Genomic DNA, 25175 nt, shown 5'->3' on the forward strand with positions numbered 1-25175 from the left:
GTTTCCGCCGTCGAGCCTCTACCGGCGCCCTGCGGGAGTCTGTCGGGCTCCCGCAGTCTTTCGGTTTGGGCGCGAATCGATGCCTATGACAATTCCTTTGAAGCCTACCGCCGCGAAGGCATGCAAAATCCCTGGTGGCGAAATCCCCCTGCGCCTTCCGAGGGTCCGATCCCGCCGGATATTGTCATGGGAGTCGATTTGCGCCCAAGGTGGGGAAGGATGCGCGAGCGCTCGGCGAGTCGTGCGAAATCGGGCAGGTTATGCGCGATTTTGGCACGACTCGGTGCGCGCGAGCGAAGCGGTGCGTCCTACAATAGATCGAATCCTAAACGAAAGGGGTTCGTATGAACGCAAGAACGTGGAAGAAGCTGGGCGCGTGCCTGTGCGCCGGCACACTTGCCGCCGTGCTGTGCGCGGGCTGCGCTTCGAAGGCGTCCGACGATGCTGCGCAGCCGCTCGTCAACGGCGTGACCGATCGGCAGGAAGTGGTGTACTGCCTGTACTTCGGCCTCACCGACAAAGACACCGGCAAGCAGGAGCTCACCATGGAGGAGGCGAAGGATATCGCCATCCCGCTGTTCATCGAGGCGGGGTCGGGCTATACCGTGTACGAGGCCGAAGGAGGCTTCGCCAAAGAGGACGGGACCGTCGTGCAGAACGACACGCTCGTGTTCGACAGCACCCACGGCGACGAGCAGGCCATCCTCGACCTTATCGAGAAGGTCAGGCGGGCGCTCAACGTCGAGAGCGTGTACTGCGAGTCCAAGCTCGTCGGCTGCCAGATACGCGGCGGCGTCATATCGGGCGTCTCGTAAGCGGCGGATCGAGCGCTGCGAACGCCGCCTGCTGCTGCGGGCGGCGTTCGCGCAAAAACCATCGTTTGTTCGCTGTTTGAAGACGGCGCTTTACGACGAATGCTGTTAGAATGTCATCGATACCACGACGCGCATCCATGACTGACAAGAGGCACAAGATATGGCATTCGTCCACCTGCACAACCATACCGAATATTCCCTGCTCGACGGCCACACTCATATCTACGACATGGTGAAGAGAGCCGCCGACCTCGACATGCCCGCGGTGGCCATCTCCGATCACGGCGTGATGTCGGGCGTTCCGCAGCTGTGCGAGATGTGCGACAAGGTGGAAGCCGAGACGGGCAAGCGCGTGAAGCCCATCTACGGCTGCGAGGTGTACTTCACCACCGACGAAGAGCTGCGCAAGGACACGAAGCCGAAGCTGTACCACCTGCTGCTGCTGGCCAAGACGAACGAGGGCTACCACAACCTGGTGAAGCTGGTCAGCGAGTCGCACGTGGACAACTTCTACTATAAGCCGCGCACCACCTTCAGCATGCTGCAGAAGTACGGGAAGGGCATCATCGGCTCGTCGGCTTGCATCGCCGGCATCATTCCGAAGCTGCTCGACAACCGCCAGGTAGACGAGGCGGTCGAATGGGCCAAGAAGTTCGCCAGCTGCTTCGAACCGGGCGATTTCTACATCGAGCTGCAGAACCAGGGCATCCGCACCGATGCCGGGTTCACACAGACCGAGCTCAACCACATGCTGACCGACGTGGCCAAGGCCGCCGGCCTCAAGACCATCGCCACGAACGACTTCCACTATCTCACGCGCGAGGACGCGCGCGCCCAGGACTACATGCTGTGCATCGGCACGGGCGCGGCGTTCAACGACGCCAACCGCATGCGCTTCGAGAACGACCAGTTCTACATGAAGACCGAGGAGGAGATGCGCGAGGCCCTCAAGGACTTCCCCGAGGCCTGCGACACCACGGTGGAAGTGGCCGAGAAGGTGAACGTGGTGCTGGAGCGCGACTCTATCCTTCCGCGTTTCCCGTTGCCCGAGGGCGAGACCGAGGAAAGCTACTTCCGCAAGCGCGTGCAGGAGGGCTTGGTCAAGCACTACGGCAATCCTGTTCCTCAGGAGGCGCAGGAGCGCGCCGACTACGAGATGGGCATCATCATCCAGCAGGGCTTCCCGGCGTACTTCCTCATCGTGCAGGAGTACATCGAATGGGCGCGCAGCCAGGGCATCGGCGTGGGTCCGGGCCGCGGTTCGGCCGCAGGCGCCATCGTGGCGTACGCCATGGACATCACCGCGCTTGACCCGCTGTCCAACGGCCTGCTGTTCGAGCGATTCCTGTCGCCCGAGCGCGTGGAGATGCCCGATATTGACGTCGACTTCGAGCAGGGCCGTCGCGAAGAAGTGATCAACCACATCAAGGACGTGTACGGCGAGGATCACGTGTCGCAGGTCATCACGTTCGGCACCCTGCAGGCCAAGAACGCCGTGCGCGACGCCGCGCGCGTGCTGGACTACCCGTACAGCACCGGCGACAAGATCACGAAGATGATCGGCGACGAGCTGGGCATCACCATCGACAAGGCGCTGGCCACGAACCCCGACCTCAAGAAGGCCTACGAGACCGAAGAGGACGTGAAGGCCGTCATCGACGCCGCGCTGTCCATCGAAGGCCACGTGCGCGGCGAGGGCGTGCACGCGTGCGCCACCATCATCTGCCGCGACCCCATGGCCGATCACGTGCCCATGAAGCGCGACACCAAGGGCGGCGGCATCATCACCCAGTACGACGGCCATTACACGCCCGAGCTAGGTCTGCTGAAAATGGACTTCCTCGGCCTGCGCACGCTCGACGTGCTCACCATCGCGTGCCGCAATATCGAGCAGCGCTTCGGCACGAAGGTGATTCCCGAGGACATCCCCATCGACGACGAGGGCGCCTTCAAGCTCATGCAGTCCGGCAATATGGACGGCCTGTTCCAGGTGGAGGGCGCGTTGTACGTCAGCCTGTTCGCGCGCCTGCCTCCCACGCGCTTCTCCGACATCGTCGCCTCGATCGCGCTCAACCGTCCGGGCCCGCTGGAATCCGGCATGGTCGAGGACTACATCAAGGTGGCCAGCGGCAAGACCTCCATCCACTACTACGACGAGCGCCTCCGCCCCATCCTGGAGGAGACGTACGGCACCATGGTCTACCAAGAGCAGATCATGCAGATATCCATGGCTATGAGCGGCTTCTCGGCGGGCAAGGCCGACAAGCTGCGCAAGGCTATGGGCAAGAAGAAGCTCGACGTCATGCGCGCGTTGCAGGAAGACTGGAACACCGGCGCGGTGGAGAACGGCTATCCGCTGGAAATCGCGAAGCAGATCTGGGAAGACGCGGAGAAATTCGCTAAGTACGCGTTCAACAAATCGCACTCGGCCGCCTATGCCATCCTGGTCATGCGCACGGCGTACCTGAAGGCGCACTACCCGAACGACTTCATGGCGGCCGTGCTGTCGTCCTACATGGGCAACACCGACCGTTTGATCCGCTACATCGCAAGCTGCAACCACTCGGGCATTCCCGTGTTGCCGCCGGACATCAACTCGTCCAACGCCGAGTTCACGCCCACCGACGAGGGCGTGCGCTTCGGCCTGGTGGGCGTGCGCGGCGTGGGCGCGAACGTGGCCGAGGCCATCATCGAGGAGCGCGAGGCGAACGGGCCGTTCACGTCGCTGCACGACTTCGTGAACCGCCTGGACGCGAAATGCTACAACCGCAAGACGCTGGAAGCGCTCATCAAGGGCGGGGCGTTCGACTCGACGGGCTACACGCGCAAGCAGCTCATGTACTTCGTTGACGAGACGCCGCTGCTGGAAAGCGCCTCGAAGCGCCAGAAGGATCGTGAGAGCGGTCAGGTGTCGATGTTCGACCTGTTCGGCGACGATCCCGATTCGGGCTTCGAGGAGGAGGTTCCGGAACCGGACGGCGTGGAGTGGCCGAAGCGCCAGCTGTTGACGTTCGAGAAGGAGATCATGAAGATCTACGTCTCGGACCACCCGCTGCGCCCGTACGAGGGCACCATCGCGCGTATGACCAAGTTCTCGCTGGGAGACTTGGCCGAGCGCACGAAGGAGATCAAGTCCGCGGTGTTCGTGGGCATGATCTCGAACGTGGTGACGAAGCTGACGAAGCGCGGCACGAAGATGGCCACGTTCACCTTGGAGGACACGACGGGTCATGTGGAGTGCATCTGCTTCAAGTACGACGACAACGCCGAGGCCATCCAGGAAGACGCCATCGTGAAGGTGAAGGGCAAGTTCGAGGCGAACGACCGCGGCAATCAGATCATGGCGTTCGAGGTGGAGGTCATCGAGCTGAACGAGGCCGATGCGCGTCCGTCGCACCTCGAGCTGAAAGTTGCGTCCTCGGACTTCGACCAGTCGAAGTCGCTGCGGCTCAACCGCATCTTGAAGTCGTATCCGGGGCGCGACGGCGTGGTTCTGCTCGTGCAGCAGAGCGATGGCCGCAAGTTCCGCGCCGAACTGCCCGTGTCAGTGGATTCCCGCAGCCCCGTCATGCGTTCCGAGATCCAGGATCTGTTCGGCTCGCAGGTGTGGAGGGCTTCGTAGCGTCGTATCGCGCATTGCCCAGTCGCTCAAACAGTCCTGCTCGCTCGAAGGCCCCGCAGGGGCCTTCGGCTCGTGCGGAACTCGCTTGGTGGGCAACGCGCGATACGACGTAGCTTCGCGGCGCTTTTAAACAATTTGGCAAGCGGATAGCGCCCCCTCTTCGCAGAGGGGGCGTGTTCGTTTATGATGTCGGCTATGAATACGCAAACCATCACCCCAAACACCGCGCGTAAGCGCGAAGCAGCGGCCGCTGCGGCAGCTGATAAACCCGTGCGCGACCACACCCTGGCGTTGACCTTGTCGTACAACGGCGCGCCGTTCAGCGGCTTCGCTCGTCAGCCGGGTCAGACCACCGTGCAGGGCGACCTCGAGGATGCCCTGCGCATGCTGTTCCGCCGCGACGTGGAAACCACGTGCGCGGGACGGACCGATGCGGGCGTGCATGCGCTCGGCCAGGTGGTCAGCTTCGACGTGGACGACCGCGACATCGCAGGACGCTCGCTGCCCAGCTTGCGCCGTTCTCTCAACGCGCTCACGCATGACGCCATCACCGTGCGCGAGGTCGAACCGAAGAAGCTGGGCTTCTCGGCGCGCTTCGACGCGCAGGCGCGCGAGTATCACTACCACCTGTGCGTGGACAGCACGTGCCCCATCTTCATGAAGGACTTCTCGTGGTTCGTCCCCGGCGGCCTCGATATCACGGCCATGGAAGCAGGTGCGCAGTATCTGCTGGGCGAGCACGATTTCAAGAGCTTCTGCATGGCCGCCTCGGCGGAAGGCAAGCCCACGCACCGCAACGTGCGCGAGATTTCCTTCCATCCCGAGACGGTGATGGGCGAGAACCTCATGTCCATCAAGGTGGTGGGCAACGCGTTTCTGCACTCCATGGTGCGCACCATCGTGGGCACGCTAGTGATGGTGGGGAAGGGCCAGCGCGACGCCGATTGGGTGGGCGAGGTGCTGGAGGCGTGCGATCGTCGGGTTGCGGGGGAGAACGCCCCAGCTCAAGGGCTTGTATTCTGGCGAGTCATCTACTGACGTGCTACAATAGGCCTCCGATAAACCGAAGGCGGCGTATCATGTTCAGCACATCAACGGCAAAGCGCGTGGCGCGCGAGGCGGAAAAGATCGTATCGCTCAAAGAGGATATGGACGCCGTCTCGTGGACGCGCGTGCTCGAAATAGGCAATCAGCTCCAAGAAGGCGTCGAAGAGGCCGAGCGCATCGCGCTCGCGCGCGAGCTCGTGTCCATCGCCCAAACGAACCGCTCGCTGTACACGCGGTTGGGCATCGATCCCGCGCCCGCGCCTTCGCGTGTGATGGCGTCGGGCATCGAGGTGATGGAGGGCGGGCTTGCCGAGGCCGCCATTGAGGAGCGGGGGGATCGAGAAGGGCGGCGCCCTCCGATCGTCGAGGCTCCGTCGATCGAGCCGGAGGTTTTCGTGGAAGAGCCGAGCGAAGCCGATTTCCAGGTTGCCGGCGTGCAGGCGGAATGCGATCTCGTGGCGAAGAACGATCCCGACGAAAGCGACTTCATCGAGGCGGCCGAGGCCGTAGCGCGCGTCGATTCGCCGTCCGCTCCTTTGCCCGTCGATCCCGAGCCCGTCGATCCTGCGCCCGTTGCCGAGCCTGCCGCGCAGGTCGAGGCGACGAAGCCGGAAGAACCCTCCTCGACGCAGCCGCAGCAGGAGCCGCGACCAGAGCCGGAGCCGAAGCCGGAGTCCGTGGCTGCGCCCAAAGAGAAGCCGCCTCGGCAGCGCCGTTTCGCGCGTTTTCGCAACCTGTACGAAAGCCGCGACGGCGGTCTGTGCGTCTTCGAGGACGAGCACGGCCACCTCGTGGCCGTTGACTCGTCGAAGCTCGCCTAGCGAACGCGAAGGGCCCCGTAGGGCCCTTCGTTCGTTTACGCCGCCGGTTTCTTGGGGACGGTCTTGTCCACGAAGTAGATCTTGTACCACATGAGGAACATGTAGACGATCCAGATCTTGCGCGAGCGGTCGATCTTGTACCTGTGCTCGTCGAGCAGGCGCACCAGCTCGTCGGTGTTGAAGAACTGTTGCGCGATGTCGCCGGTGAACCATTCCTTGACCTGGTTGTAGTAGCGGTCCTGGCGCAGCCAGTCCACCATGGGCACGGGAAAGCCCAGCTTCTCCTTCTGCGCCCAGTCTTTCGGGATGGCGCGCTCGGCCGCCTCGCGCAGGGCGATCTTCGTCTGCTCGCCGTTCGCCTTGAACGGGGTGGGGATGGTGCGCGAGACGTTGAACACCTCCTTGTCGAGGAACGGCACGCGGCTTTCCAGCGAGTGGGCCATCGACATCTTGTCGGTTTTCAGCAGGATGTCGCCTACCAGCCAGAAGAAGAGGTCGACGTACTGCATGCGGGTCGTCTCGTCGAGGTCGGACACCTCCGCGTACGCGGGCGCGATCAGCTCTTGCGGCGAGCACGCCTGTACGGGGCGCTTCAGCAGGCGGGCGCGCTCCTCGGGGCTGAACGCCACGCCGTTGGCGTTGGTGTAGTACCAGTCCTCGGGGGTCTCGCTGGCGCGCTCCAGGTAGTTCGCGCCGCGCACGCCCAGCGCGTGAGCCGCCTTCGACGCGCCGCGCAGCAGGCCCTTCGGCACCCAGGACAGCTTCGCGTTGGCGAACGGCGTCTGGTAGATGCGGTAACCGCCGAAGAACTCGTCGGCGCCCTCGCCGGACAGCACGGCCTTCACCTTCTTCGCAGCCTCCTGGTCGACGAAGTACAGCGCCACGGCGCTCGGGTCGGCGGACGGCTCGTCCATGTGCCACTGCACGCGGGGCAGGCTTTCCCAGTACTCCTCTTCGCCGATGTGCTTGGAGTTGTTCTCGATGTGCAGCTCGTCGGCCAGCTCGCGCGCCCAGGCAATCTCGTCGCGCTCGCCTTCGTACTCGGCGAAGCCCACGGTGAACGTCTTGATGTCGGGGTTCTCCTTCGCCAGGCATGCGGCCATGTAGCTGGAATCGATGCCGGACGACAAGAACGAGCCCACCTCCACGTCGGCCACGTTGTGGTAGCGCACGCTTTCGCGCATGGCGGCGTCGATGGCCTTCACGGTGTCCTCGCGGCTGCGGTTCTGGTCGAAGTCGTACGTGGGGCGCCAGTAGCGCTCGGTTTCCGTCGTGCCGTCGGCGCGCACGGTCATGCAGTGCGCGGGCTCCAGCTTGTAGATGCCCTTGAAGAACGTCTCGGGCAGCGCCGAGAACTGGAAGCACAGGTACTGCTCCAGCGCCTCCTCGTTGAGCTCGCGCTCGTAGGCGGGGTGCTCCAGGATGCATTTGATCTCGGAGGCGAAGATGAACTGCGGGCCGGCCTCGCCGTTCTGCACGGTGTAGTAAAACGGTTTGATGCCGAAGAAGTCGCGCGCGCAGAACAGCTCGCCGCGCTGCTTGTCCCAGATGGCGAACGCGAACATGCCGCGCACCTTGTCCAGCAGCAGCTTGCCCCAGGCCAGGTACGACACCAGCAGCGTCTCGGTGTCGGACTCGGTCTTGAACGTCCAGCCGTCCGCGGCCAGCTCGTCTCGCAGGTCGCGGTAGTTGTAGATCTCGCCGTTGAACACGATGGCGTAGTCGCCGATGGTGAACGATCCGGGGGCGGAGCCTTCCGTAGCCGGCGACGTCACGATGGAGTCATGCGCGCCCGTGGCGCGCACCATGGGCTGGCTGCCGTTCTCGAGGTCGATGAGCGACAGGCGCCGATGCCCCAGCGCCACGCCGTCGGCAAGGTACTGGCCCTCGCCGTCGGGGCCGCGGTGCGCCATGATGTCGCACATGGCCTTCAACGTGGGCGCGTCGGCTTCGGTCGCGCCGGTGAATCCGCAGATACCGCACATGAATGATTCTCCTTCTCGTTTGGTCTGCGCACCATGATAGCCCAAGCGCCCCGCAACCCCCAAGCGCCCTGCCCGCCCCCTCGCCAAAACCGCAGATTTGGAGGGAGCTGACAGCGAGTAGTCACCGTAGGAACGCATCTTCGCCCGTAAAACACGCCTCGTGCGCTGTGGCGTGTTTTACGGGCGAAGATGCAGCGCCGCGCACGTTCGCAGACCCGGGACGTTCTTTCGGTGCGGCAGCGGCGAGACCGGCGTCCGAATGCGAAGCAGTTCCCGCGCGGCGGTGCGCGCGTCGGAGGACGCTTCCGTAGCACCTCTTCGGGCGTCGGTTGCTGGCAAAACGGATCTTTCGGCAAAACGTTGTTGGCGACCAGGGTTTTCCCGGTATAATGATGCATCTGGATCGCGGCGCAGGTGCACGACGTGGATGGGCGCCCGTATCCGATCCTTTGCGGACGCGTTCCGCGAGCGGATTTTCCGGGGAATACCAACTGAACGTTAACGGAGGTTTTCGATGGCTTCAACGCATGCGCACGCGCGCTCGGCCTGGTCGGGCAAGTGGGCGTTCATTCTGGCTGCGGCGGCATCCGCTGTGGGCTTGGGGAACATGTGGCGCTTCCCCTATCTGGCCGCCAAGTACGGCGGCGGCACGTTTTTGCTTACCTACCTGGTGCTCGTGTTCACGTTCGGCGTATCGTTGCTGCTGCTTGAGACGGCGCTCGGTCGCAAGACGGGGCAGTCGGCCATCGGCGCGTTCAAGCAGTTCGGCAAGAAGTACGCCTTCATCGGCATCCTGGCATCCACCGTGCCCTTCATCATCACGCCGTACTACTGCATCATCGGCGGATGGGTGACGAAGTACGCGGCCGCCTACCTGATCAACGGCCCGGAGGCGCTGGCCGACGGCGGCGACTTCTTCACGGGCTTCATCTCGAGCAACACCGAGAGCTTCTTATGGATGCTCCTGTTCATGGCCGTCGTGTTCATCGTGGTGTCGCTGGGCGTGAAGGGAGGCATCGAGAAGGCGAACCTCGTCATGATGCCGGCGCTCATCATCATGGCCGTAGGCATCGCGCTGTACACGCTGACCATGCCCGGCGCCGTCGACGGTGCCCTGTACTACCTCACGCCCGACTTCAGCAAGTTCTCACCGGAGCTGGTCATCGGCGCGCTCGGGCAGATGTTCTACAGCCTGTCGCTGGCCATGGGCATCATGATCACGTACGGCTCCTACCTGGACAAGAAGTCCAGCCTCACGCAGAGCGTCGCCCGCATCGGCGGCTTCGACATCGGCGTGTCGTTCCTCGCCGGCCTCATGATCGTGCCGGCCGCGTTCGTGGCCATGGGCTCGGGCGAGGCCGTGGCGGCCAACTCCGGTCCGTCGCTCATGTTCGTCATCCTGCCCACCGTGTTCGCCGACATGGGCGGCGCGGCCACCGTCGTGGGCTTCCTGTTCTTCCTGCTGGTACTGTTCGCAGCTTTGACCAGCGCCATTTCGCTGACCGAAACCTGCACCTCCATCGTGCAGGACGGTGCGGGCTGGTCGCGCAAAAAGGCGCTGTGCGCCGTCATCGGCGTGGTCGCGGTGGCCGGCATCTTCGTGAACCTGGGCTACAACGGCTTGTCGTTCATCGAGCCGATGGGCGAGGGCACCACGCTGCTGGACTTCTTCGACTTCATCTCCAACTCGGTGATCATGCCTATCGTCGCGCTGCTCACCTGCATCTTCGTCGGTTGGATCATCAAGCCGAAGGCCATTGTCGACGAGGTGAAGATCTCCAGCGAGTTCAAGGTGGAGAAAGCCTGGACCGTCATCATCAAGTACGTGGCGCCGGTGCTCGTGGTGGTCATCCTCGTTGCGTTCGTCGCGCAGACGTTCGGGCTCATCAGCTTCTAGCGTTCAGGCGCATACGAGGCATTCGCGCGGAGCGCCCTTCGGGGCGCTCCGTTTCGTTTCGGGCGCGAGCGGCGCGGATGGGGCTCGTGCTTCGTGTGCGTTCCGGTTGTGCCGCTCCGGCCGCCCCGTCTCGCCTGGCCGCGCCGCCTCGTCTAACCAGGCGTCGGTCGCGTCGTCCCGCCTGGCCGCGCCTCGACCAACCCGTTCCGCCTGGCCGAGCTCCGGCCGCCTTACCTCGCTTGTCCGCGCCTTGCACGCCTGGCCCCCGCGCCGCCCGGTTTCGCGTTTTTGCAAGGTCATGTGCTGCAAATTCAACGGTTTGGCACAGCCGGATCGTTCGGGCGTGGCATTCCGAGGGGGCGGCGAAATGCGACCTGGGGTTTCGCTTCGGCATCCTTCGGGAAGATGCGTCGAGGGATGCCGAGTAGTGCCAAACCGTTGATTTTGCCGCATACCGGATCCGGTTTTCGTTCGGGCGCGATCCCGCTGCAAGCGGCGTTACGGCGGCAGCGATCGGTTTTCGCAGGGATGTTGCGTTCGGTTCGGACTGTCCGGCTCCCAACCTCGCGCGACCTGGCGTAACGTCGCGGGTTGCGCGTCTTGGGGCGCGGAGGCATCCAAGGGCGCTCGAAGTGCAACATCGCGGGCAAAACCGTGCAACGGACGCGCTGAACGGTTTTGCGCCGATAGATGGCATGACGGCGGAAGCGAAGTCGAACGGCGGAAATCGAACGGTTTGGTAATCTCGACGAGGGCTCGGTCGCGGCATCTCGGACCCGCAGAGCGCGATCGAAGGGGTTTTCCCAGGTCGGATGTTCGAAGCGTAAATAAAAGCGAATCGATAGGATTACCAAACCGCCCGATTGCTGCCACAGAGCGGGGATTTCGCCGTCAAATCGGCATTGACGGGTGCTGACGTATGCCGCCGTGCACGTAGGGCGGCATGCTGTCGGTCAAGACGGCGCGCTTCGAGTGCTCCGCATGAAAAAGATACCGAAGCGTCGGAGAATGCGAGGGGAGGCCGCGCAGGGCGCAGGTAGTTTGCTATCATGGGACGACACATCTGCATCGTATGAGAAGGAAGTTCCATGTCGCTATCCATCGGTATCGTCGGTCTGCCGAACGTCGGCAAGTCCACGCTGTTCACGGCCCTCACGAACAAGGGCGGCCTCGCGGCCAACTACCCGTTCGCCACCATCGAGCCCAACGTGGGCGTGGTGCCCGTGCCCGACGCGCGCCTGGACGCGCTGGCGAACATCGACCATCCCACGCGCATCGTGCCCGCCACCATCGAGTTCGTGGACATCGCGGGCCTCGTGGCCGGCGCCAGCCAGGGCGAGGGCCTGGGCAATCAGTTCCTCGCGAACATCCGCGAGACGGACGCCATCTGCGAAGTCGTGCGCTTCTTCGGCGACCCCGACGTGGTGCACGTGGCGGGCCGGGTGGACCCGAGCAGCGACGTGGACACCATCAAGACCGAGCTCATGCTGGCCGACATGGCCACCATCGAGAAGGCCCTGCCGCGCTTGGAAAAAGAGGCGAAGCGCGACAGGGACGGCGCCAAGAAGGTCGAGGTGGCGAAGAAGGTGCTCGCGGGCCTGGACGAGGGGCACCGCGCCCGCACGTTGGGGCTGGACGAGGACGAGCAGGCTGCCATTTACGATCTGCACCTGCTGACGATGAAGCCCATGCTGTACATCGCCAACGTGGACGAGGACCAACTGGACGCCGATCTGCCCGAGATCGACGGCTGCCGCCCCGTGCCCATCAGCGCGAAGGTGGAGGCCGACCTGGCCGAGCTCGATCCTGCCGAGGCGAAGGAGTACCTGGAGGCCATGGGTCTCGAAGAGAGCGGCCTGGCGCGCCTGGTGCGCGAGGCGTATAAACTTCTGGGGCTGCAGTCGTACTTCACCACCGGCGAACAGGAAACGCGCGCTTGGACCATCCCCGTCGGTGCGAAGGCTCCGCAGGCGGCGGGCGTCATCCACACCGATTTCGAGCGCGGCTTCATCAAGGCGGAGACGGCCTCGTACGAAGACTACGTGGGGCTGGGCGGCGAGAAGGGCTGCCGCGATGCCGGCAAGCTTCGTCAGGAAGGCAAGGAGTACGTCGTCCAGGACGGCGACGTCATGCACTTCAAGTTCAACGTGTAAGGAATTCGTTCCGAACCCCCTTTGAACAGGGGGTTCGGTTTTTAACGGAAACGTCTAATGCATGCCGGGGTATACGGCTCCGGTGGCGGGCGCGGGCGCGTCGCCGCGATCGGACGGAATCACGCCGAACTCGACCAGCAGACCGTAGAGGTCGGTTCCCTTGATCTTCTCGATTCCCTCGTGCAGGGCGAGCTTTTCGAGGGGATTCATCTCCATGTCGGTGATGGGCTTGCCGTCCCTGATCAACGTGGTGGCGTTCAGCAAATCGCGGATGTCGAACGCGCTGCCCCATACTTCGGGCACGCCGCGGTCGACGTTGCACAGCGTGTAGACGGCTTCCATGCCGGTGCGCATGGAATACTCGGTGGTGAAAATGGTGTCGCGTGGTGTTTCCGCGAATTGGCCGATGAACGCGAAGTTCACCGCGCCTTCAGGTACGACGTCGGGTCGGTCGCCTGCGGCGCGCGGCATGAAGAATGCCGTGATGTAGGGCATCATGCACGGAACCGTGTTGGCGCTGTTCTCGGCGAGCTCCTCGATCTGCGATTCGGGAACGCCCAGGTGGTACAGCCACTCCATGCATATTTCCTTGCCGGTGCATTCGCGCAGGGTTTTCTTCACGTAGTTGCCGGGCACATCGGTGAACAGGCCGTATATCCAGCCGCACAGCTGATCGTCGGGCTGGGCTCTGAACTGGGGTTGCCTGTTGAACGTCCAGCTTAAAAGCCAGTTCGAATCTTTTACGGTAACGATGCCGCCGGTTACGACGCCGCCCGAGAACGGATCGCGACGGCAAATGCTCTCGATATAGGGAACGATCTTCTCATCGAGCGTCGTGACGGTGGCGCTCATCCAGTTGGATTTCTCCGGATCGCCGATGAATTTTTCCGGATTCCCGAATGCGGAATCCTGCCGTGCGATACGTCGCCACAGGTCGAACCCGGTTCCTTTTTCCAGCACGGCGTTGAACTGGGCCGGCTCGTCTTGCGATCCGAAGGACGAATTGGCGACGCAGCTGCCGTTGGTGATGAACAGCAGGTCGTCGTCGGTGAGGTGAAACGTCTTGTCGGCCCCTTCGCATATCGTCTGCACCTCGGTGGCTACTTTGCGCTCCGGGGTGCTGGAGAACGTGATGTCGACGACCTCGGTGTTCAGATGGATCTGCACGCCCTGGCCTTTCAGGTAGTTCACCATGGGCAGGATGAGGGATTCGAACTGGTTGTACCGGGTGAAGCGCAGTGCGCTGAAGTCGGGGAGCCCGCCGACGTGGTGGACGAAACGCTGGATGTAGCGCTTCATCTCGAGCGCGCTGTGCCAGTTCTCGAAGGCGAACATGGTGCGCCAGTACAGCCAGAAGTTGGAATCGAGCACATCGTCGGAAAAATAGTCGGTTATGGGCTTGTCGTCGAGTTGCTCTTCGGGGGTGAAGAACAGGTTCATGATCTCCATGCACGCCTTGTCGGACAGGTTGAATGTATTGTCGAGGCCGGCGTCTTCACCCCGGTTGACCGTTGCGCGGCACAGGGAATAATTGGGATCGCGCTTGTTCAACTGATAGTAGTAATCGAGGATGCTCATGTTCTCGTCCTCGATGGAGGGGATGGATCGGAACAGGTCCCACATCACTTCGAAGTGGTTGTCCATCTCGCGACCGCCGCGCATAGTGAAGCCGAGCTGGGGATACTCCCACCCGTCGCAGGCGCCGCCTGGTTCGGCGTCGCGTTCGAACAGGTGCACGCGCGAGCCGTCCATCTGAGCATCCCTGATCAGGTAGCACGCGGCTGACAAGCCCGCCAGCCCGGTGCCGACGATGTAGGCCGACTTGTCCTCGATGCCCTCCGGCTTTGCCGGGCGGGCGAATGCTTCGTAGTTTCCGCTGGAATAGTACACAGGCTCTCCAATCTCTCGACGTGGGGGTACGGCCCCCATTGTGATGCGGGGCGTCCGAGGGCGAAGAGGGCGTACCGACCTGATGCGGTTTCGTTTGGAAGGGGTAACGTGGGGGTTCGGGTTGGCGCATGCCGCGGTGTCGAAGAACCCAGAACGGCTTGCATTGCGTTCGGCGTCGGCTTCGTAGCTTTGTTGCCGCTCGAACGATTGCGGCCGGCTTGTTTTCCGTTTGTGTATACTGATCACGAACAATGCGCTGAAGCGTGTCGGATGGTTCGAGCGGCCGCGCGTGTCGAGCGCGATCGGGTGAGCATGGTCGGGGAGCGAGGATTATCTATGGACGAGATCGGGAAGCTGGGCTTCGGGTTCATGAGGCTGCCCGTCGTCGAGGGCGACGGCGGCAAGGAGATCGACATCGAGCAGGTCAAGCATATGGTAGACCTGTTCATGGACGCGGGCTTCACCTATTTCGACACGGCGCGCGGCTACCATAACGGCCGGTCGGAGGCGGCGCTGCGCGAGGCCGTCGTCGAGCGCTATCCGCGCGAATCGTTCCAGGTTGCCACGAAGCTGCCGGCGTGGCTGGCGAAAAACGCCAACCATGCGCGCGCCATGTTCGACAAGTCGCTGCGCGAGACGGGGGCGGGTTATTTCGACTTCTTCTTGCTGCATAACCTGGGCGAGGAGCGCACGCGCCTGTTCGACGACTTCGGCCTGTGGGACTTCCTGCACGAGAAGAAGGAGGCGGGTCTGATCCGCAACCTGGGCTTCTCCATCCACGACAAGGCTGCCGTGTTGGAAGAGGTGCTGGAGGCGCATCCCGAGGTGGACTTCGTGCAGCTGCAGATCAATTACGCCGACTGGGAGAGCGAAACCGTCGAATCGCGCAAGTGCTACGAGGCTGCGCGCGCCCACGGGCTGCCTGTCGTGGTGATGGAGCCCGTTAAGGGCGGCTCGCTCGTGCATCTGCCCGAGGAGGCGGCGGACGTGCTGCGCGCCGTGAACCAGGACGAGTCGCTGCCCTCGTGGGCACTGCGGTTCGCCGCATCGCTGCCGGGCGTGCTCACCGTGCTGTCCGGCATGTCCACGCCCGATCAGGTGAGCGAGAACACGCAAATCATGCGCTCGTTCCATCCGCTGACGCACGAGGAGGACGAGGCGCTGGCGCGCGTGCGGGCCATCCTCGACGGCGTGCCCACCGTGCCGTGCACCGACTGCCGCTACTGTTTGAAGAACTGCCCGAAGGGCGTGCGCATCCCGGCGGCCCTCGCGTCGCTCAACATCCTAGAGCTGTTCCACGACATGCATCGGGCGCAGGAGAACTACGATTGGAACGCGTCGAGCGGCCCCGCGTCCGCGTGCGTCGGGTGCGGCGCGTGCGAAAGCGTGTGCCCGCAGCATATCGAGATCGTGAAGGAGCTGGGTCGCGCCGCCGAGCTGTTCGAGAAGAAGCCGGCATGACGCTGACGGGTTCCGGCCAGGACGTGGGCGTCGAGGCGCTCGACGCGTTTTTCGCGCGCACGCCGCGCTTGGCCGTGGCGTTCTCGGGCGGGTGCGACTCTTCGTTCCTGCTGGCCGCCGCGTTGCGCGCCGGATGCGACGTGAAAGCGTACGGCGTGCGTACGGCGTTCCAGCCCGCTTTCGAGATCGACGACGCGAAGCGCCTCGCCGCCGAGCTGGGGGCGGACTTCGAGCTGGTCGACGCCGACGTGCTGGCGCAGGGCGAGATCTGCGCGAACGGGCCCGATAGGTGCTACCGCTGCAAGACGTTCATCTTCTCCACCATCCTCGCGCGCATGGCCGAGGACGGCTTCGAGGTGCTGGCCGACGGCACGAACGTCACGGACGATCCGGCGAACCGCCCCGGCTTCCAGGCGCTCGCCGAGCTGGGCGTGGTGTCGCCGCTGCGCCGCGCGGGCATGACGAAAGACGACGTGCGCGCCGCGTCGCGCGAGCTGGGCCTGTTCACGGCCGACAAGCCCAGCTTCTCGTGCATCGCCGTGCACGTGGGCGCGGGACGCCCCGTCACCGCCCAGGCGCTTGCCGAGACGGCCGAACGCCTGGGCGTGACGGGTGGGAAGCGCCCGTAAGCGCGACGCGCCGGTTGACGATTCGTCGTAGGCTGCAGCCGCGCTGGTCGAGCGTGCTACGATGATTCGACATCAATCGTCGGCGAAGGAGAGCCTGCAGAATGAAGATCGTGGATTTGCGAGATTGTCCCGCCAGCGGCCTTTTCTACGGTGGGCGCGCCGGACAGAAAGAGGGCATTCTCGTGGACGGCGTCCCGTGGATAGCGAAGTATCCGCGTACGACGCGCGACCTCCAGGGCAAAAATCTTCCGCCGTACACGTCGAGCCCTGTATCCGAGCATCTCGGCGCGCGAATCTACGCGTCGCTCGGCATTCCCGTTCATGAGACGATGCTAGGCTACCGAAACGGCAAGATCGTCTGCGCGTGCAAGGACTTCACGTTTCCCGGAAAGCGCCTATTCGAGTTCAAGGATATCAAGAACGCCCTTTCCGACGATGACGGGGGATTCGATTCGGCTCCCTCGGACGGCGAGAGCGTCTTCCTTGGCGACGTGCTCGCCACGATAGAGACATCCGACCTCCTGCGCAGCGTGCCCGGGGTGCTCGAGCGTTTCTGGGATATGTTCGTGGTGGACGCGTTCATCAAGAACCCCGGCCGGAGCAACGGTAACTGGGGCGTGTTGATGGACGCGTCGTTCTCCTACGAGCTCGCGCCGGTGTACGATCTGGGCAGTTCGCTGTTCGGCAAGCGCGGCGATTCGCTTGCACGGCGGAGGATGCTCGACGAGTCGGATATAGATCAGGATGCGTTCGGGACGAACGTGTCATGCTATCGCCTGCCTTCGGGCGATGGGAGGGGAGCGTCCATTCACCCCTTCTCCTACATGGCGCAAACAGTCAATCCCGATCTCGATGCGGCGATCAAGCGGTTCATGGGCTCCGTCGACATGGACCGGATAGACGCGCTCATCGACTCCGTTCCGGCGGAGGCATACGGACGGCCTATCATGTCCGAGGCCGTTCGAGCCTCCCACAAGCTTCTGCTTCGTCGAAGGATCGACGAAGGCTTCGCCCCTTTGCTCGCGCGCATCGTGGAGCGCGAGGGCTAGCCGTCGCTCGTTCCGGGGCACGCGGCGGGTGCGTGCCGGGCTTCGCGCGCGGCTTGCGACGGCGTATACTGACGCTAAGCGCGACGCGCCGCTTCGGCGAGCGCGGCGGCGCCTTTGCCTCAACCGAAAGGATCGCCATGACCTCCTACGTGTTCACCCATGCAACCGTGCTCGACGGCACCGAGGGCATGGAGCCGCAGCCCAACATGACCGTCGTGGTGAACGAGGGCATCATCGAGAAGGTGGGTCCGGCGGCCACCACCGTGGGGCCGTTCGACGCTCGCGAGATCGACCTTGCCGGAGCGTATCTGGCTCCCGGCCTGGTGAACCTGCACGTGCACCTGTGCGGCTCGGGCAAGCCCACGAGCGCCGGCGCCGCAGGCGACCTCATCGACAAGGTGGTGGGCAACCCGCTGGGCAGGTGGTACCTGCGCCGCACGCTCAAGGCGCATGTGCGGCAGCAGCTGGCCAGCGGCGTGACCACCGTGCGCTCGGTGGGCGATCCTGGGTTCGCCGACGTGGACGTGCGCGATGCCATCAACGCGGGGAAGCATCCGGGTCCGCGGCTGGTCACGTCCGGCGTGGGGGTCACGGTGCCCGGCGGCCACGGCGCGGGCCTGTTCGCGCACGTCGCGTCCACGCCGGAAGAGGCGCGCGCCATCGTGCGCGACTGCTTCTCGCACAAGTGCGACTTGGTGAAGCTGTTCGTCACGGGAGGCGTGTTCGACGCCGAGGTGGAGGGCGAGCCGGGTGTGCTGCGCATGTCGCCCGAGGTTGCGCAGGCGGCTTGCGACGAGGCACGCAAGCTGGGCCTGCGCACCGCCGCGCACATCGAGAGCGCCGAGGGCGTGCGCGTGGGCCTCGAGGCCGGCGTGGACACCATCGAGCACGGCGCCCCGCTGGACGACGAGCTGATCGCGCTGTTCAAGCGCAACGGAGCCGGGCGCGCCTCGTCGCTGACCTGCACCGTCTCGCCTGCGCTTCCGTTCGTGGAGCTCGATCCCGCCAAAACGCATTCCACCGAGGTGCAGAAGGTGAACGGCCGCATCGTGTTCGAGGGCATCGTGCAGGCGGCGAAGCAGGCGCTGGCGGCGGGGATCCCCGTAGGTTTGGGAACCGATTCGTCGTGCCCCTACATCACCCAGTACGACATGTGGCGTGAGGTGGTGTACTTCGAGCGCATCGTGGGCGCGTCGCGTCAGATGGCGCTGCATACGGCCACGCTGGGCAACGCGCGCATCCTGGGGCTGGGCGACGAGACGGGCTCCGTCGAGGCGGGCAAGGCGGCCGACCTCATCGTGCTCGACCGCAACCCCCTGGAGAACCTGGAGGCGCTTCGCGACGTGCGCATGGTTATGGCTCGCGGCGTGCTGGACGAGCATCCTCGCGTGAAGCGCCTTGCCGAACTGGACGTCGAGCTCGACGGCTTCCTGCCGAAGCCCGTCTAGCGGCGCTGCCGGCGGGCGAGGTCGGCGAGGAGGGTTTCGAAGCCTTGCTGCTGGTCGGTGAGCTCGCAGCTTGCCAGCAGGTCGCGGGCGCTTTCGAGGGTGGCGGTACCGGCATGGGGCGAGCGGTGCAGCGCCATGCCGCACTCGATGACAGCGGCGGCGAACGTCCAATCTCCGTTCGGGCAGTCGGTGCAGCTTTCGTCGTCGACGACCAGCGCCTGCTCGACCGCTTCGACGGTTCCCGCAGGGCGGTAGCGCATCGTGCACGTCAGCCATTCCCCGTCGTTCGCTTCGGAGCGGCGACCGTCCTGCCGGTCGTCGGCATCGCTTCCGTATTTCAATGCGGACGCGCCCGCCTCGAACGCCGATCTTGCGGGGACGATCTCGTACGCTACGGTGAACGCATGGCCCGCGCCCACCTCGCCCGCGTCGGCCGCATCGTCGCGGAACTCCTCGTCGGCGAGCGCGCGGTTCTCGTAACCGATCAGCCGATAGCCCTTCACCCGGTCGGGATTGAATTCCACCTGGATCTTCACATCGTCGGCAAGCGGCACGAGGTTCGCACGGAGGTTCCGGCCGAGCACCCGCCGGGCTTCTTCGGCGCAGTCGACGTAGTGGTAGGCGCCGTTGCCGTGGTCGGCCAGCGTCTCCATCTTGTTGTCCTTGTAGTTGCCCGAGCCGAATCCCAGCACCGAGAGGTACACGCCGGTCTCGCGCTTCCGCTCGACGAAGTCGTGCAGCTCGCTCTCGGACGAGATGCCCACGTTGAGGTCGCCGTCCGACGCCATGACGACGCGGTTCACACCGCCTTCGATGAACGACGATTCCGCCAGACGGTACGCCTGCTCCAAACCGGCTTCCCCGTTCGTCGACCCTTCGGCGACGAGGCCGTCGACGGCGCGCATGATACGCCGCTTGTCGTCGCCCGGCACGCCTTCGAGCAGCACGCGCTCGCCGCTGGCGTAGGTTACGACGGACACGCGGTCGCGCTCCGTCAGCCCTTCGACGAGCGTGGCGAACGAGTCTTTGACCAGGGGGAGCTTGTCAGGGTCGTCCATCGACCCCGAGACGTCGATGAGGAACACGAGGTTGGCGCCCGCGGACGAAGCGTCGCCGTCCTTCTCGGTGGCGAATCCCATGACCAGCAGCTTCGTCTGGTCGTTCCAAGGACAGTCGCTCATCTGGGTCGATACGCCGAACAAGTCGGAGCCAACGGGCGCCGGGTAGGCGTAGTCGAAGTAGTTGAGCAGCTCTTCGGTGCGCACGGCGCCGGCAGGTACGACGGCCGGCGCGTATTCCTGCGCCACCATGCGGCGCAGGTTGCAGTACGAGGCCGTGTCGACGTCGGCCGACAGCGTGGACAGCGGGCTGGTCGCAGGGGAGAGGAACCCCGGCTCGTCGAGCGCACGGTATTCCTCGGTGCCGCCGGGAGAGGGCGAGGGGTTGTACGGATAGGGAGGAGGGCATGAGGAGGCTGTCTCGGGCAGCGCGGAACCGATGGCCATGATCTCCAATTCGCTTGCAGCCGATCCCAGCTGGCCGCCCGCCTGACCGTCGGGGCTGCATCCGGCAAGCGATGCGCCGGCGATCAGGGCGGCGAAGGCGATGGAGCCCGCGGCGAGCCTGCCGCGGCTGCGGTTGGAAGCGTGCATGATGTTCTCCGTTCGTCGGGCTTACGCGGGGTCGGCCAGGTACGTGACGCCGTTTTCGTCGTATCGGATGGCATAAGGGTGGGCCGGGTCGCTCGTCGCGAACACCGTGCACGGCGAGGATGCCGTTACGCCGGGGCCGGTGGCGACGGTGCGCTCCAATTCTTCTCCGACGATTTCGGGGCTGGCAGGTAGGGGGCCGTCGTCGCCGAGGGCGACGCGCAGACGCTCGCCCGAGGAGAGCGTGACGAACGGGTGACGTGCGTCTCCGTCGGACGGAGCCGCGCCCGATTCGCTTTGCGCTTCGTCGGCCGAGGAGGGGGCGGCTGATTTCAATTCGTCGTTGATGCTGGCGATCGTCGCCGCACCGCCGGAACTCGGGGGCTGCGTGAGGGAGGAGGCGTAGGTGAGCGCGCCGATGCCCGCAGCAAGCACGAGGCAGGCGGCGAGGGGGATCAGCGCGCGCCGCGCCGACCGGCGCTTCGGCGCGCGCCGCTCGCTTGCGGCCAGCAGCTCCGCCAGCATGCGCCGCCGGGCCTCTTCGTCGGGACTCATGCTCTCGTAGGCATCCGCCAGACACTTCTCGAGCGATTCTTCCGCGTGGAAACGGCTATCGTCCATGTCTCTCACCTCCCAACATCGTCTTCAGAAGCGCCCGCGCCTCGCTCAGATGGCTGCGCACGGTCGAGGATGGCACTCCGGTCAGGGCCGCTATCTCTGCCGTGCGATACCCCTCGTAATAGAACAGGTACACGCAGGTCTTGTACTTCTCCGGCAGGGCCAGCACCGCATCCAGCGTCTCGTCCTGCCGCGCGCGCCTCTCGTCCGCGATGTCTTCGGGAAGGGCGGTCTGCCGCGTTCGGTGCGCGCTTTTCAGCACGTCGCGGCAGTGGTTCTGGGCGCATACTATGAGCCATGCCTTCTCGTGCTCGGGGTCGTTGAATCGGCGCGGGCGGTCGATCAGCTTCATGAACACGCTCTGCGTCGCGTCCTCCGCGTCGGCCGCGCTGCCCAGAAACGAGTAGCACAGCCTATACACCGTCGCGGCGTGGCGGTTGAACAGTGCGGCTATGTCGACGTTGTTCTGCAGCGGTTTTCCCTTTCTGACTGCAACACGATCGAGCGGCGGGTTTTGTCGGAGGAATTTGGAGGATATTGTAGCGGAAGGCGATGCTTCGCTCCGCAAGCCTGCGAAACCTTGCGCGCAGCCCACGCGGTTCTTGCGTGCAGTCCATGCGGATCTTGCGCGATTCTAGCGCGGATCGTACGCGGATACCACGCGCAGCACGCGTCGATCCAGTGCGGATCCAACGCGGATCACGCGTGGATCCAACGCGGATCTAACGTCAAAAATATTGTTTGATCTGGGAAAACTTTTACTTCACAGACAGCGTGCGAGGCACTAGAATCATGGCTGTCAGCAGTGTCCGTTTCCGGCGGGTGGCGCCTTCGAGAGGAGGTGATTACCCGATGGATAGTTTCAATCTGATCGCAGGACTATGTTCCATCTTGTCATTCTTCATGGCAGCCTACGACTGGGCGCGACGAAAGCGGAAGGCATCGAGGAAACAGAAAGGACGGCGGGAGTCCTAGTCCCTAACCGTCCCCGAAACGTACCGGCGTCACCCGTCCGGAGCTTCAATCCCACGGGCACCGCTGACACCCTGCATTATACATGCTTCCTGCCGTCGCGCAAGACGTGTTCGAGGAACAATGCAGTATCATGGGAATACGAGAGCAAGCCGGAAACGGGCGGGGAGGAAGCAGCAGTGACGGATCTATCGCAGGCGCACCAGGCGCTCAAGCAGCACTTCGGCTACGAGGCCTTTCGACCGGGGCAGGAGGGTGTCGTCGAGGCGATCCTCGGCCGCCGCGACGCGCTCGCGGTCATGCCCACGGGCGCGGGCAAGTCGGTGTGCTACCAGGTGCCCGGCGTGGTGATGGACGGCTTGGCGCTGGTGGTGAGCCCGCTCGTGTCGCTGATGGGCGACCAGGTTCGCGCGCTTCTGGACGCCGGCATCCGCGGTGCCTACCTCAACTCCACGCTCACGCCCGGGCAGCAGTCCACCGTCCTGCGCCGCGCGCTGGACGGCGCCTACCAGATCATGTACGTGGCGCCGGAGCGACTTGCCGATCCGAGGTTCCTCGAATTCGCGCAGAGGGCGGCCATCCCGCTCGTTGCCGTGGACGAGGCGCACTGCGTGTCCCAGTGGGGCCAGGATTTCCGCCCGTCGTACCTGACCATCGGCGATTTCATCGCACAGCTGCCGAACCGTCCCGTCGTGGCGGCGTTCACGGCCACGGCCACCGCGCGCGTGCGCGCCGACATCGTGCGCCTGCTCGACCTGCGCGACCCCTACGAGGTGGTTACGGGCTTCGACCGCCCGAACCTGTACTTCGGCGTTGAGCGGCTCGATCCGAAGCGCAAGATCGCGCGCATCGCCGGCTACGCGCTGGAGCATGCGGGCGACAGCGGCATCGTGTACTGCTCCACCCGCAAGGACACCGACAAGGTGCACGCCGCGCTGCTGGAGGAGGGCGTCCGCGCCGCGCGTTACCATGCGGGCATGTCGGCGGCCGACCGCGCTGAGAGCCAGAGCGCGTTCATCGCCGACGACGCGCCGGTGATGGTGGCCACCAACGCGTTCGGCATGGGCATCGACAAGTCGAACGTGCGTTACGTGATCCACCACAACATGCCCGGCAGCATCGAGGCGTACTACCAGGAGGCCGGTCGTGCCGGCCGCGACGGCGAGCCTTCCACGTGCCTTCTGTACTGGAGCGACGGCGACGTGTCCACCTGCCGCTTCTTCATAGAGCAGGAATCGGGCAACGAGGAGCTTTCGCCCGAAGAGGCCGAAGCCGTGCGCGCCTCGCGCCGCCGCCTGCTGGCGGCGATGACCGGCTACTGCCACACCACCGGCTGCCTGCGCCGCTACATCCTCGATTACTTCGGGGAGCAGAAGGTTCCGTCGGCTTGCCGGCCGACGGAACGAGCCGACGCTGCGGGGGCTTCTGGCGCCGAACCTTGCGGCTCCAAGTCCTCCTCACGGCCCGAAGGCCGCCACGTCGGACTTTCACCGCAATCTTCGGCGCCAGAAGCCTCCTCGCTGACGTTACGAACGACCGGCGACAGAGGTTTTTCCTGCGGCAACTGCTCGAACTGCGCGGGGGAGTTCGAGTCGATGGACGTCACCGACACCGCGCTCGCCGCCATGCGCTGCGTGCAGGAGCTGCGGGGTCGCTTCGGCAAGGGCATGGTGGTGGATGTGCTGCGCGGCTCGCAGAACGCGAAGCTGCTGGACATGCATCTGGACGAGGCCGCGTGCTACGATACGGTGAACGCTCCGGCTGCGCAGGTGAAAGAAGTGATCGAGCTGCTGGCTGCAGGCGGCTACCTGCTGATTACCGAGGGGACGTACCCGGTGGTGGGTCTGGGGCCGCGTGCCCGCGAGGCTGCCGAAGAGGGTTTCAGCTTGTCGATGAAGCGCGTTCTGCGAAAGCCCGAGCGCACGCGTTCGGCTGCAGGCGGTTCGCACGTGTTCGGCTCGTCGGGAGCGCCCGCGAACGATGCCGACCCCGAGCTGTTCGAGCGTCTGCGCACGCTGCGCAAGCGCCTGGCCGACGAAGCGGGCAAGCCTCCCTACATCGTGTTCTCCGATGCGGCTCTGCGCGATATGTGCGCGAAAAGGCCTGCAACCGACGAGGAGTTCCTTGAGGTCAGCGGCGTGGGCGCTACGAAGCTCGCCCGTTACGGCGAAGCCTTCCTGTCCGAGATAGCCGCGTTCGAGCAGGGGCTTGCAAACGGGCGATGATCCGCCTCGCCGCTTCCGACCCGTGCGAAAAATCCGCCCCGCTCTCGCTTGCCCTCTAAGCTTGCTCCTCATCATCTCGTTACGCGAGCGACATGCAACCGCCACGCGTGGCGCGCAGGGGCACGCTATCATCGCTTCATCAAACAACAAGAAGGAGCGATGGGCCATGATCAAGGTCATCAAGCACGAGAACATGGGCAGAAGCGACCGGGGATGGCTGCACAGCCTGTTCCATTTCTCGTTCGCCGAGTACTACAAACCCGATAACATCAAGTTCGGCGCGCTGCGCGTGGTCAACGACGACCGGTTCGACCCGCACGGCGGGTTCGGCATGCATCCCCACGACAACATGGAGATCATCAGCTACGTCGTGGACGGCCAGCTCACGCACCGTGACAGCCTGGGCAACGGGAGCCGCCTCGAGCGGGGCGACGTGCAGTACATGAGCGCAGGAAGCGGCATCATGCACAGCGAGTACAACGATACGAACGAGCCGCTGCGTTTCCTGCAGATATGGATCTTGCCTGACGAGAAGAACGCGGAGCCGAACTATGGCGACCACCGCTTCGACTGGGAGGACCGCGTGGGGAAGTGGATGCCCGTCGCCTCGGGCGAGGAGGGCTTCGCGCCTATCCGGATCCACCAGGATATGAAGGTGCTCGTAGGCGTCATCGGCTCGGACGAGACGCTGTACTACGACCTCGACCCGGCGCGGCAAGCCTACCTCATCCAGATCGAGGGCGAAGGCATGGTGAACGGCAACGAGCTGGACGCGGGCGACGCGGCCGAGATCACCGCCACGCGCGAGGTGTCCGTTCGCGCGAAGACGCCGTCGCACTACATTATGTTCGACATGGCTGCTGACGAGGCGTAACGGCTTTGGCATGCAGAAGG

At 64.5% G+C, this 25175-nt stretch carries 17 protein-coding genes; 12 read left to right on the forward strand and 5 right to left on the reverse strand.

Translation table 11 applies throughout. The features are described from left to right. The first annotated feature begins 344 nt into the window (after nucleotides 1-344). The 4 genes from GT590_RS12210 (at nucleotide 345) to GT590_RS12225 (ending at nucleotide 6305) form a co-directional block, all read left to right on the forward strand. A complete protein-coding gene (locus GT590_RS12210) occupies nucleotides 345-815 on the forward strand; it encodes a hypothetical protein (RefSeq protein WP_009304817.1) in 471 nt (156 codons plus the stop codon). 160 nt (nucleotides 816-975) lie between these two features. Continuing rightward, the gene (gene dnaE / locus GT590_RS12215) at nucleotides 976-4437 is read left to right on the forward strand and encodes a DNA polymerase III subunit alpha (RefSeq protein WP_009304816.1); all 3462 of its coding nucleotides are present in this window, start codon (nucleotides 976-978) and stop codon (nucleotides 4435-4437) included. Nucleotides 4438-4632: 195 nt separating this feature from the next. Continuing rightward, nucleotides 4633-5475, forward strand: coding sequence for a tRNA pseudouridine(38-40) synthase TruA (truA, locus tag GT590_RS12220; RefSeq protein WP_035577328.1), 843 nt, complete (start codon nucleotides 4633-4635; stop codon nucleotides 5473-5475). A gap of 41 nt (nucleotides 5476-5516) precedes the next feature. Then, complete coding sequence (locus GT590_RS12225) at nucleotides 5517-6305, forward strand: hypothetical protein (RefSeq protein WP_114557479.1); 789 nt, start codon at nucleotides 5517-5519, stop codon at nucleotides 6303-6305. A gap of 35 nt (nucleotides 6306-6340) precedes the next feature. On the opposite strand, the gene asnB is transcribed toward GT590_RS12225, so the two are convergent. Beyond that, nucleotides 6341-8290 (reverse strand): asparagine synthase (glutamine-hydrolyzing), encoded by a 1950-nt coding sequence (gene asnB / locus GT590_RS12230; protein ID WP_161171132.1) that lies wholly within the window; start codon nucleotides 8288-8290, stop codon nucleotides 6341-6343. Between the two features lie 514 nt (nucleotides 8291-8804). Between asnB and GT590_RS12235 the strand changes: the two genes are divergently transcribed. Beyond that, nucleotides 8805-10187 (forward strand): sodium-dependent transporter, encoded by a 1383-nt coding sequence (locus GT590_RS12235; protein ID WP_009304812.1) that lies wholly within the window; start codon nucleotides 8805-8807, stop codon nucleotides 10185-10187. Nucleotides 10188-11275: 1088 nt separating this feature from the next. Next, a complete protein-coding gene (gene ychF / locus GT590_RS12240; protein WP_009304811.1) occupies nucleotides 11276-12340 on the forward strand; it encodes a redox-regulated ATPase YchF in 1065 nt (354 codons plus the stop codon). A gap of 54 nt (nucleotides 12341-12394) precedes the next feature. Here the strand turns inward: ychF and GT590_RS12245 are convergent, their stop codons facing one another. After that, nucleotides 12395-14230: an oleate hydratase gene (locus GT590_RS12245; RefSeq protein WP_009304810.1), complete on the reverse strand. Its 1836-nt coding sequence runs from the start codon at nucleotides 14228-14230 to the stop codon at nucleotides 12395-12397. A 336-nt stretch (nucleotides 14231-14566) separates the two neighbouring features. Between GT590_RS12245 and GT590_RS12250 the strand changes: the two genes are divergently transcribed. The 4 genes from GT590_RS12250 (at nucleotide 14567) to GT590_RS12265 (ending at nucleotide 18817) form a co-directional block, all read left to right on the forward strand. Next, complete coding sequence (locus GT590_RS12250) at nucleotides 14567-15691, forward strand: aldo/keto reductase (protein ID WP_114558061.1); 1125 nt, start codon at nucleotides 14567-14569, stop codon at nucleotides 15689-15691. Continuing rightward, nucleotides 15688-16320 carry a 7-cyano-7-deazaguanine synthase gene (locus GT590_RS12255; RefSeq protein WP_114558060.1) on the forward strand — a complete coding sequence of 211 codons (633 nt, stop codon included), beginning with the start codon at nucleotides 15688-15690 and terminating at the stop codon, nucleotides 16318-16320. Before GT590_RS12250 ends, GT590_RS12255 begins: the two co-directional genes overlap by 4 nt. A 101-nt stretch (nucleotides 16321-16421) precedes the next feature. Next, the gene (locus GT590_RS12260) at nucleotides 16422-17369 is read left to right on the forward strand and encodes a CtkA family protein (protein WP_009608794.1); all 948 of its coding nucleotides are present in this window, start codon (nucleotides 16422-16424) and stop codon (nucleotides 17367-17369) included. A gap of 137 nt (nucleotides 17370-17506) precedes the next feature. Continuing rightward, nucleotides 17507-18817, forward strand: coding sequence for an amidohydrolase family protein (locus tag GT590_RS12265; RefSeq protein WP_035577294.1), 1311 nt, complete (start codon nucleotides 17507-17509; stop codon nucleotides 18815-18817). Here GT590_RS12265 and GT590_RS12270 read toward each other — a convergent pair. The 3 genes from GT590_RS12270 to GT590_RS12280 are packed head-to-tail and all read right to left on the reverse strand — an operon-like array spanning nucleotide 18814 to nucleotide 21556. Further along, a complete protein-coding gene (locus tag GT590_RS12270; protein ID WP_114516431.1) occupies nucleotides 18814-20469 on the reverse strand; it encodes a VWA domain-containing protein in 1656 nt (551 codons plus the stop codon). The genes GT590_RS12265 and GT590_RS12270 overlap by 4 nt on opposite strands. Before the next feature lie 21 nt (nucleotides 20470-20490). Continuing rightward, nucleotides 20491-21087: a hypothetical protein gene (locus GT590_RS12275; RefSeq protein WP_035578351.1), complete on the reverse strand. Its 597-nt coding sequence runs from the start codon at nucleotides 21085-21087 to the stop codon at nucleotides 20491-20493. Beyond that, nucleotides 21077-21556 (reverse strand): RNA polymerase sigma factor, encoded by a 480-nt coding sequence (locus GT590_RS12280; protein ID WP_255459193.1) that lies wholly within the window; start codon nucleotides 21554-21556, stop codon nucleotides 21077-21079. Before GT590_RS12280 ends, GT590_RS12275 begins: the two co-directional genes overlap by 11 nt. A gap of 679 nt (nucleotides 21557-22235) precedes the next feature. Between GT590_RS12280 and GT590_RS12285 the strand changes: the two genes are divergently transcribed. After that, nucleotides 22236-24281 (forward strand): ATP-dependent DNA helicase RecQ, encoded by a 2046-nt coding sequence (locus tag GT590_RS12285; protein ID WP_161171133.1) that lies wholly within the window; start codon nucleotides 22236-22238, stop codon nucleotides 24279-24281. Nucleotides 24282-24447: 166 nt separating this feature from the next. Then, entirely contained in the window at nucleotides 24448-25155 is a 708-nt protein-coding gene (locus tag GT590_RS12290; RefSeq protein ID WP_009304801.1) for a pirin family protein, read from the forward strand. Nucleotides 25156-25175 lie beyond the last annotated feature (20 nt).

The organism is Eggerthella sp. BIOML-A1 (assembly GCF_009875595.1).
In the GTDB taxonomy this organism is placed as follows: domain Bacteria; phylum Actinomycetota; class Coriobacteriia; order Coriobacteriales; family Eggerthellaceae; genus Eggerthella; species Eggerthella lenta.

Excerpts from the sequence above, each read along its gene's own strand:
- dnaE (WP_009304816.1), top strand. The coding sequence starts at position 976 with ATGGCATTCGTCCACCTGCACAACCATACCGAATATTCCCTGCTCGAC.
- GT590_RS12225 (WP_114557479.1), top strand. The coding sequence starts at position 5,517 with ATGTTCAGCACATCAACGGCAAAGCGCGTGGCGCGCGAGGCGGAAAAG.
- ychF (WP_009304811.1), top strand. The coding sequence starts at position 11,276 with ATGTCGCTATCCATCGGTATCGTCGGTCTGCCGAACGTCGGCAAGTCC.
- GT590_RS12275 (WP_035578351.1), bottom strand. The coding sequence starts at position 21,087 with ATGGACGATAGCCGTTTCCACGCGGAAGAATCGCTCGAGAAGTGTCTG.
- GT590_RS12235 (WP_009304812.1), top strand. The coding sequence starts at position 8,805 with ATGGCTTCAACGCATGCGCACGCGCGCTCGGCCTGGTCGGGCAAGTGG.
- GT590_RS12260 (WP_009608794.1), top strand. The coding sequence starts at position 16,422 with ATGAAGATCGTGGATTTGCGAGATTGTCCCGCCAGCGGCCTTTTCTAC.
- GT590_RS12210 (WP_009304817.1), top strand. The coding sequence starts at position 345 with ATGAACGCAAGAACGTGGAAGAAGCTGGGCGCGTGCCTGTGCGCCGGC.
- truA (WP_035577328.1), top strand. The coding sequence starts at position 4,633 with ATGAATACGCAAACCATCACCCCAAACACCGCGCGTAAGCGCGAAGCA.
- GT590_RS12250 (WP_114558061.1), top strand. The coding sequence starts at position 14,567 with ATGGACGAGATCGGGAAGCTGGGCTTCGGGTTCATGAGGCTGCCCGTC.
- asnB (WP_161171132.1), bottom strand. The coding sequence starts at position 8,290 with ATGTGCGGTATCTGCGGATTCACCGGCGCGACCGAAGCCGACGCGCCC.
- GT590_RS12255 (WP_114558060.1), top strand. The coding sequence starts at position 15,688 with ATGACGCTGACGGGTTCCGGCCAGGACGTGGGCGTCGAGGCGCTCGAC.
- GT590_RS12290 (WP_009304801.1), top strand. The coding sequence starts at position 24,448 with ATGATCAAGGTCATCAAGCACGAGAACATGGGCAGAAGCGACCGGGGA.
- GT590_RS12270 (WP_114516431.1), bottom strand. The coding sequence starts at position 20,469 with ATGCACGCTTCCAACCGCAGCCGCGGCAGGCTCGCCGCGGGCTCCATC.
- GT590_RS12265 (WP_035577294.1), top strand. The coding sequence starts at position 17,507 with ATGACCTCCTACGTGTTCACCCATGCAACCGTGCTCGACGGCACCGAG.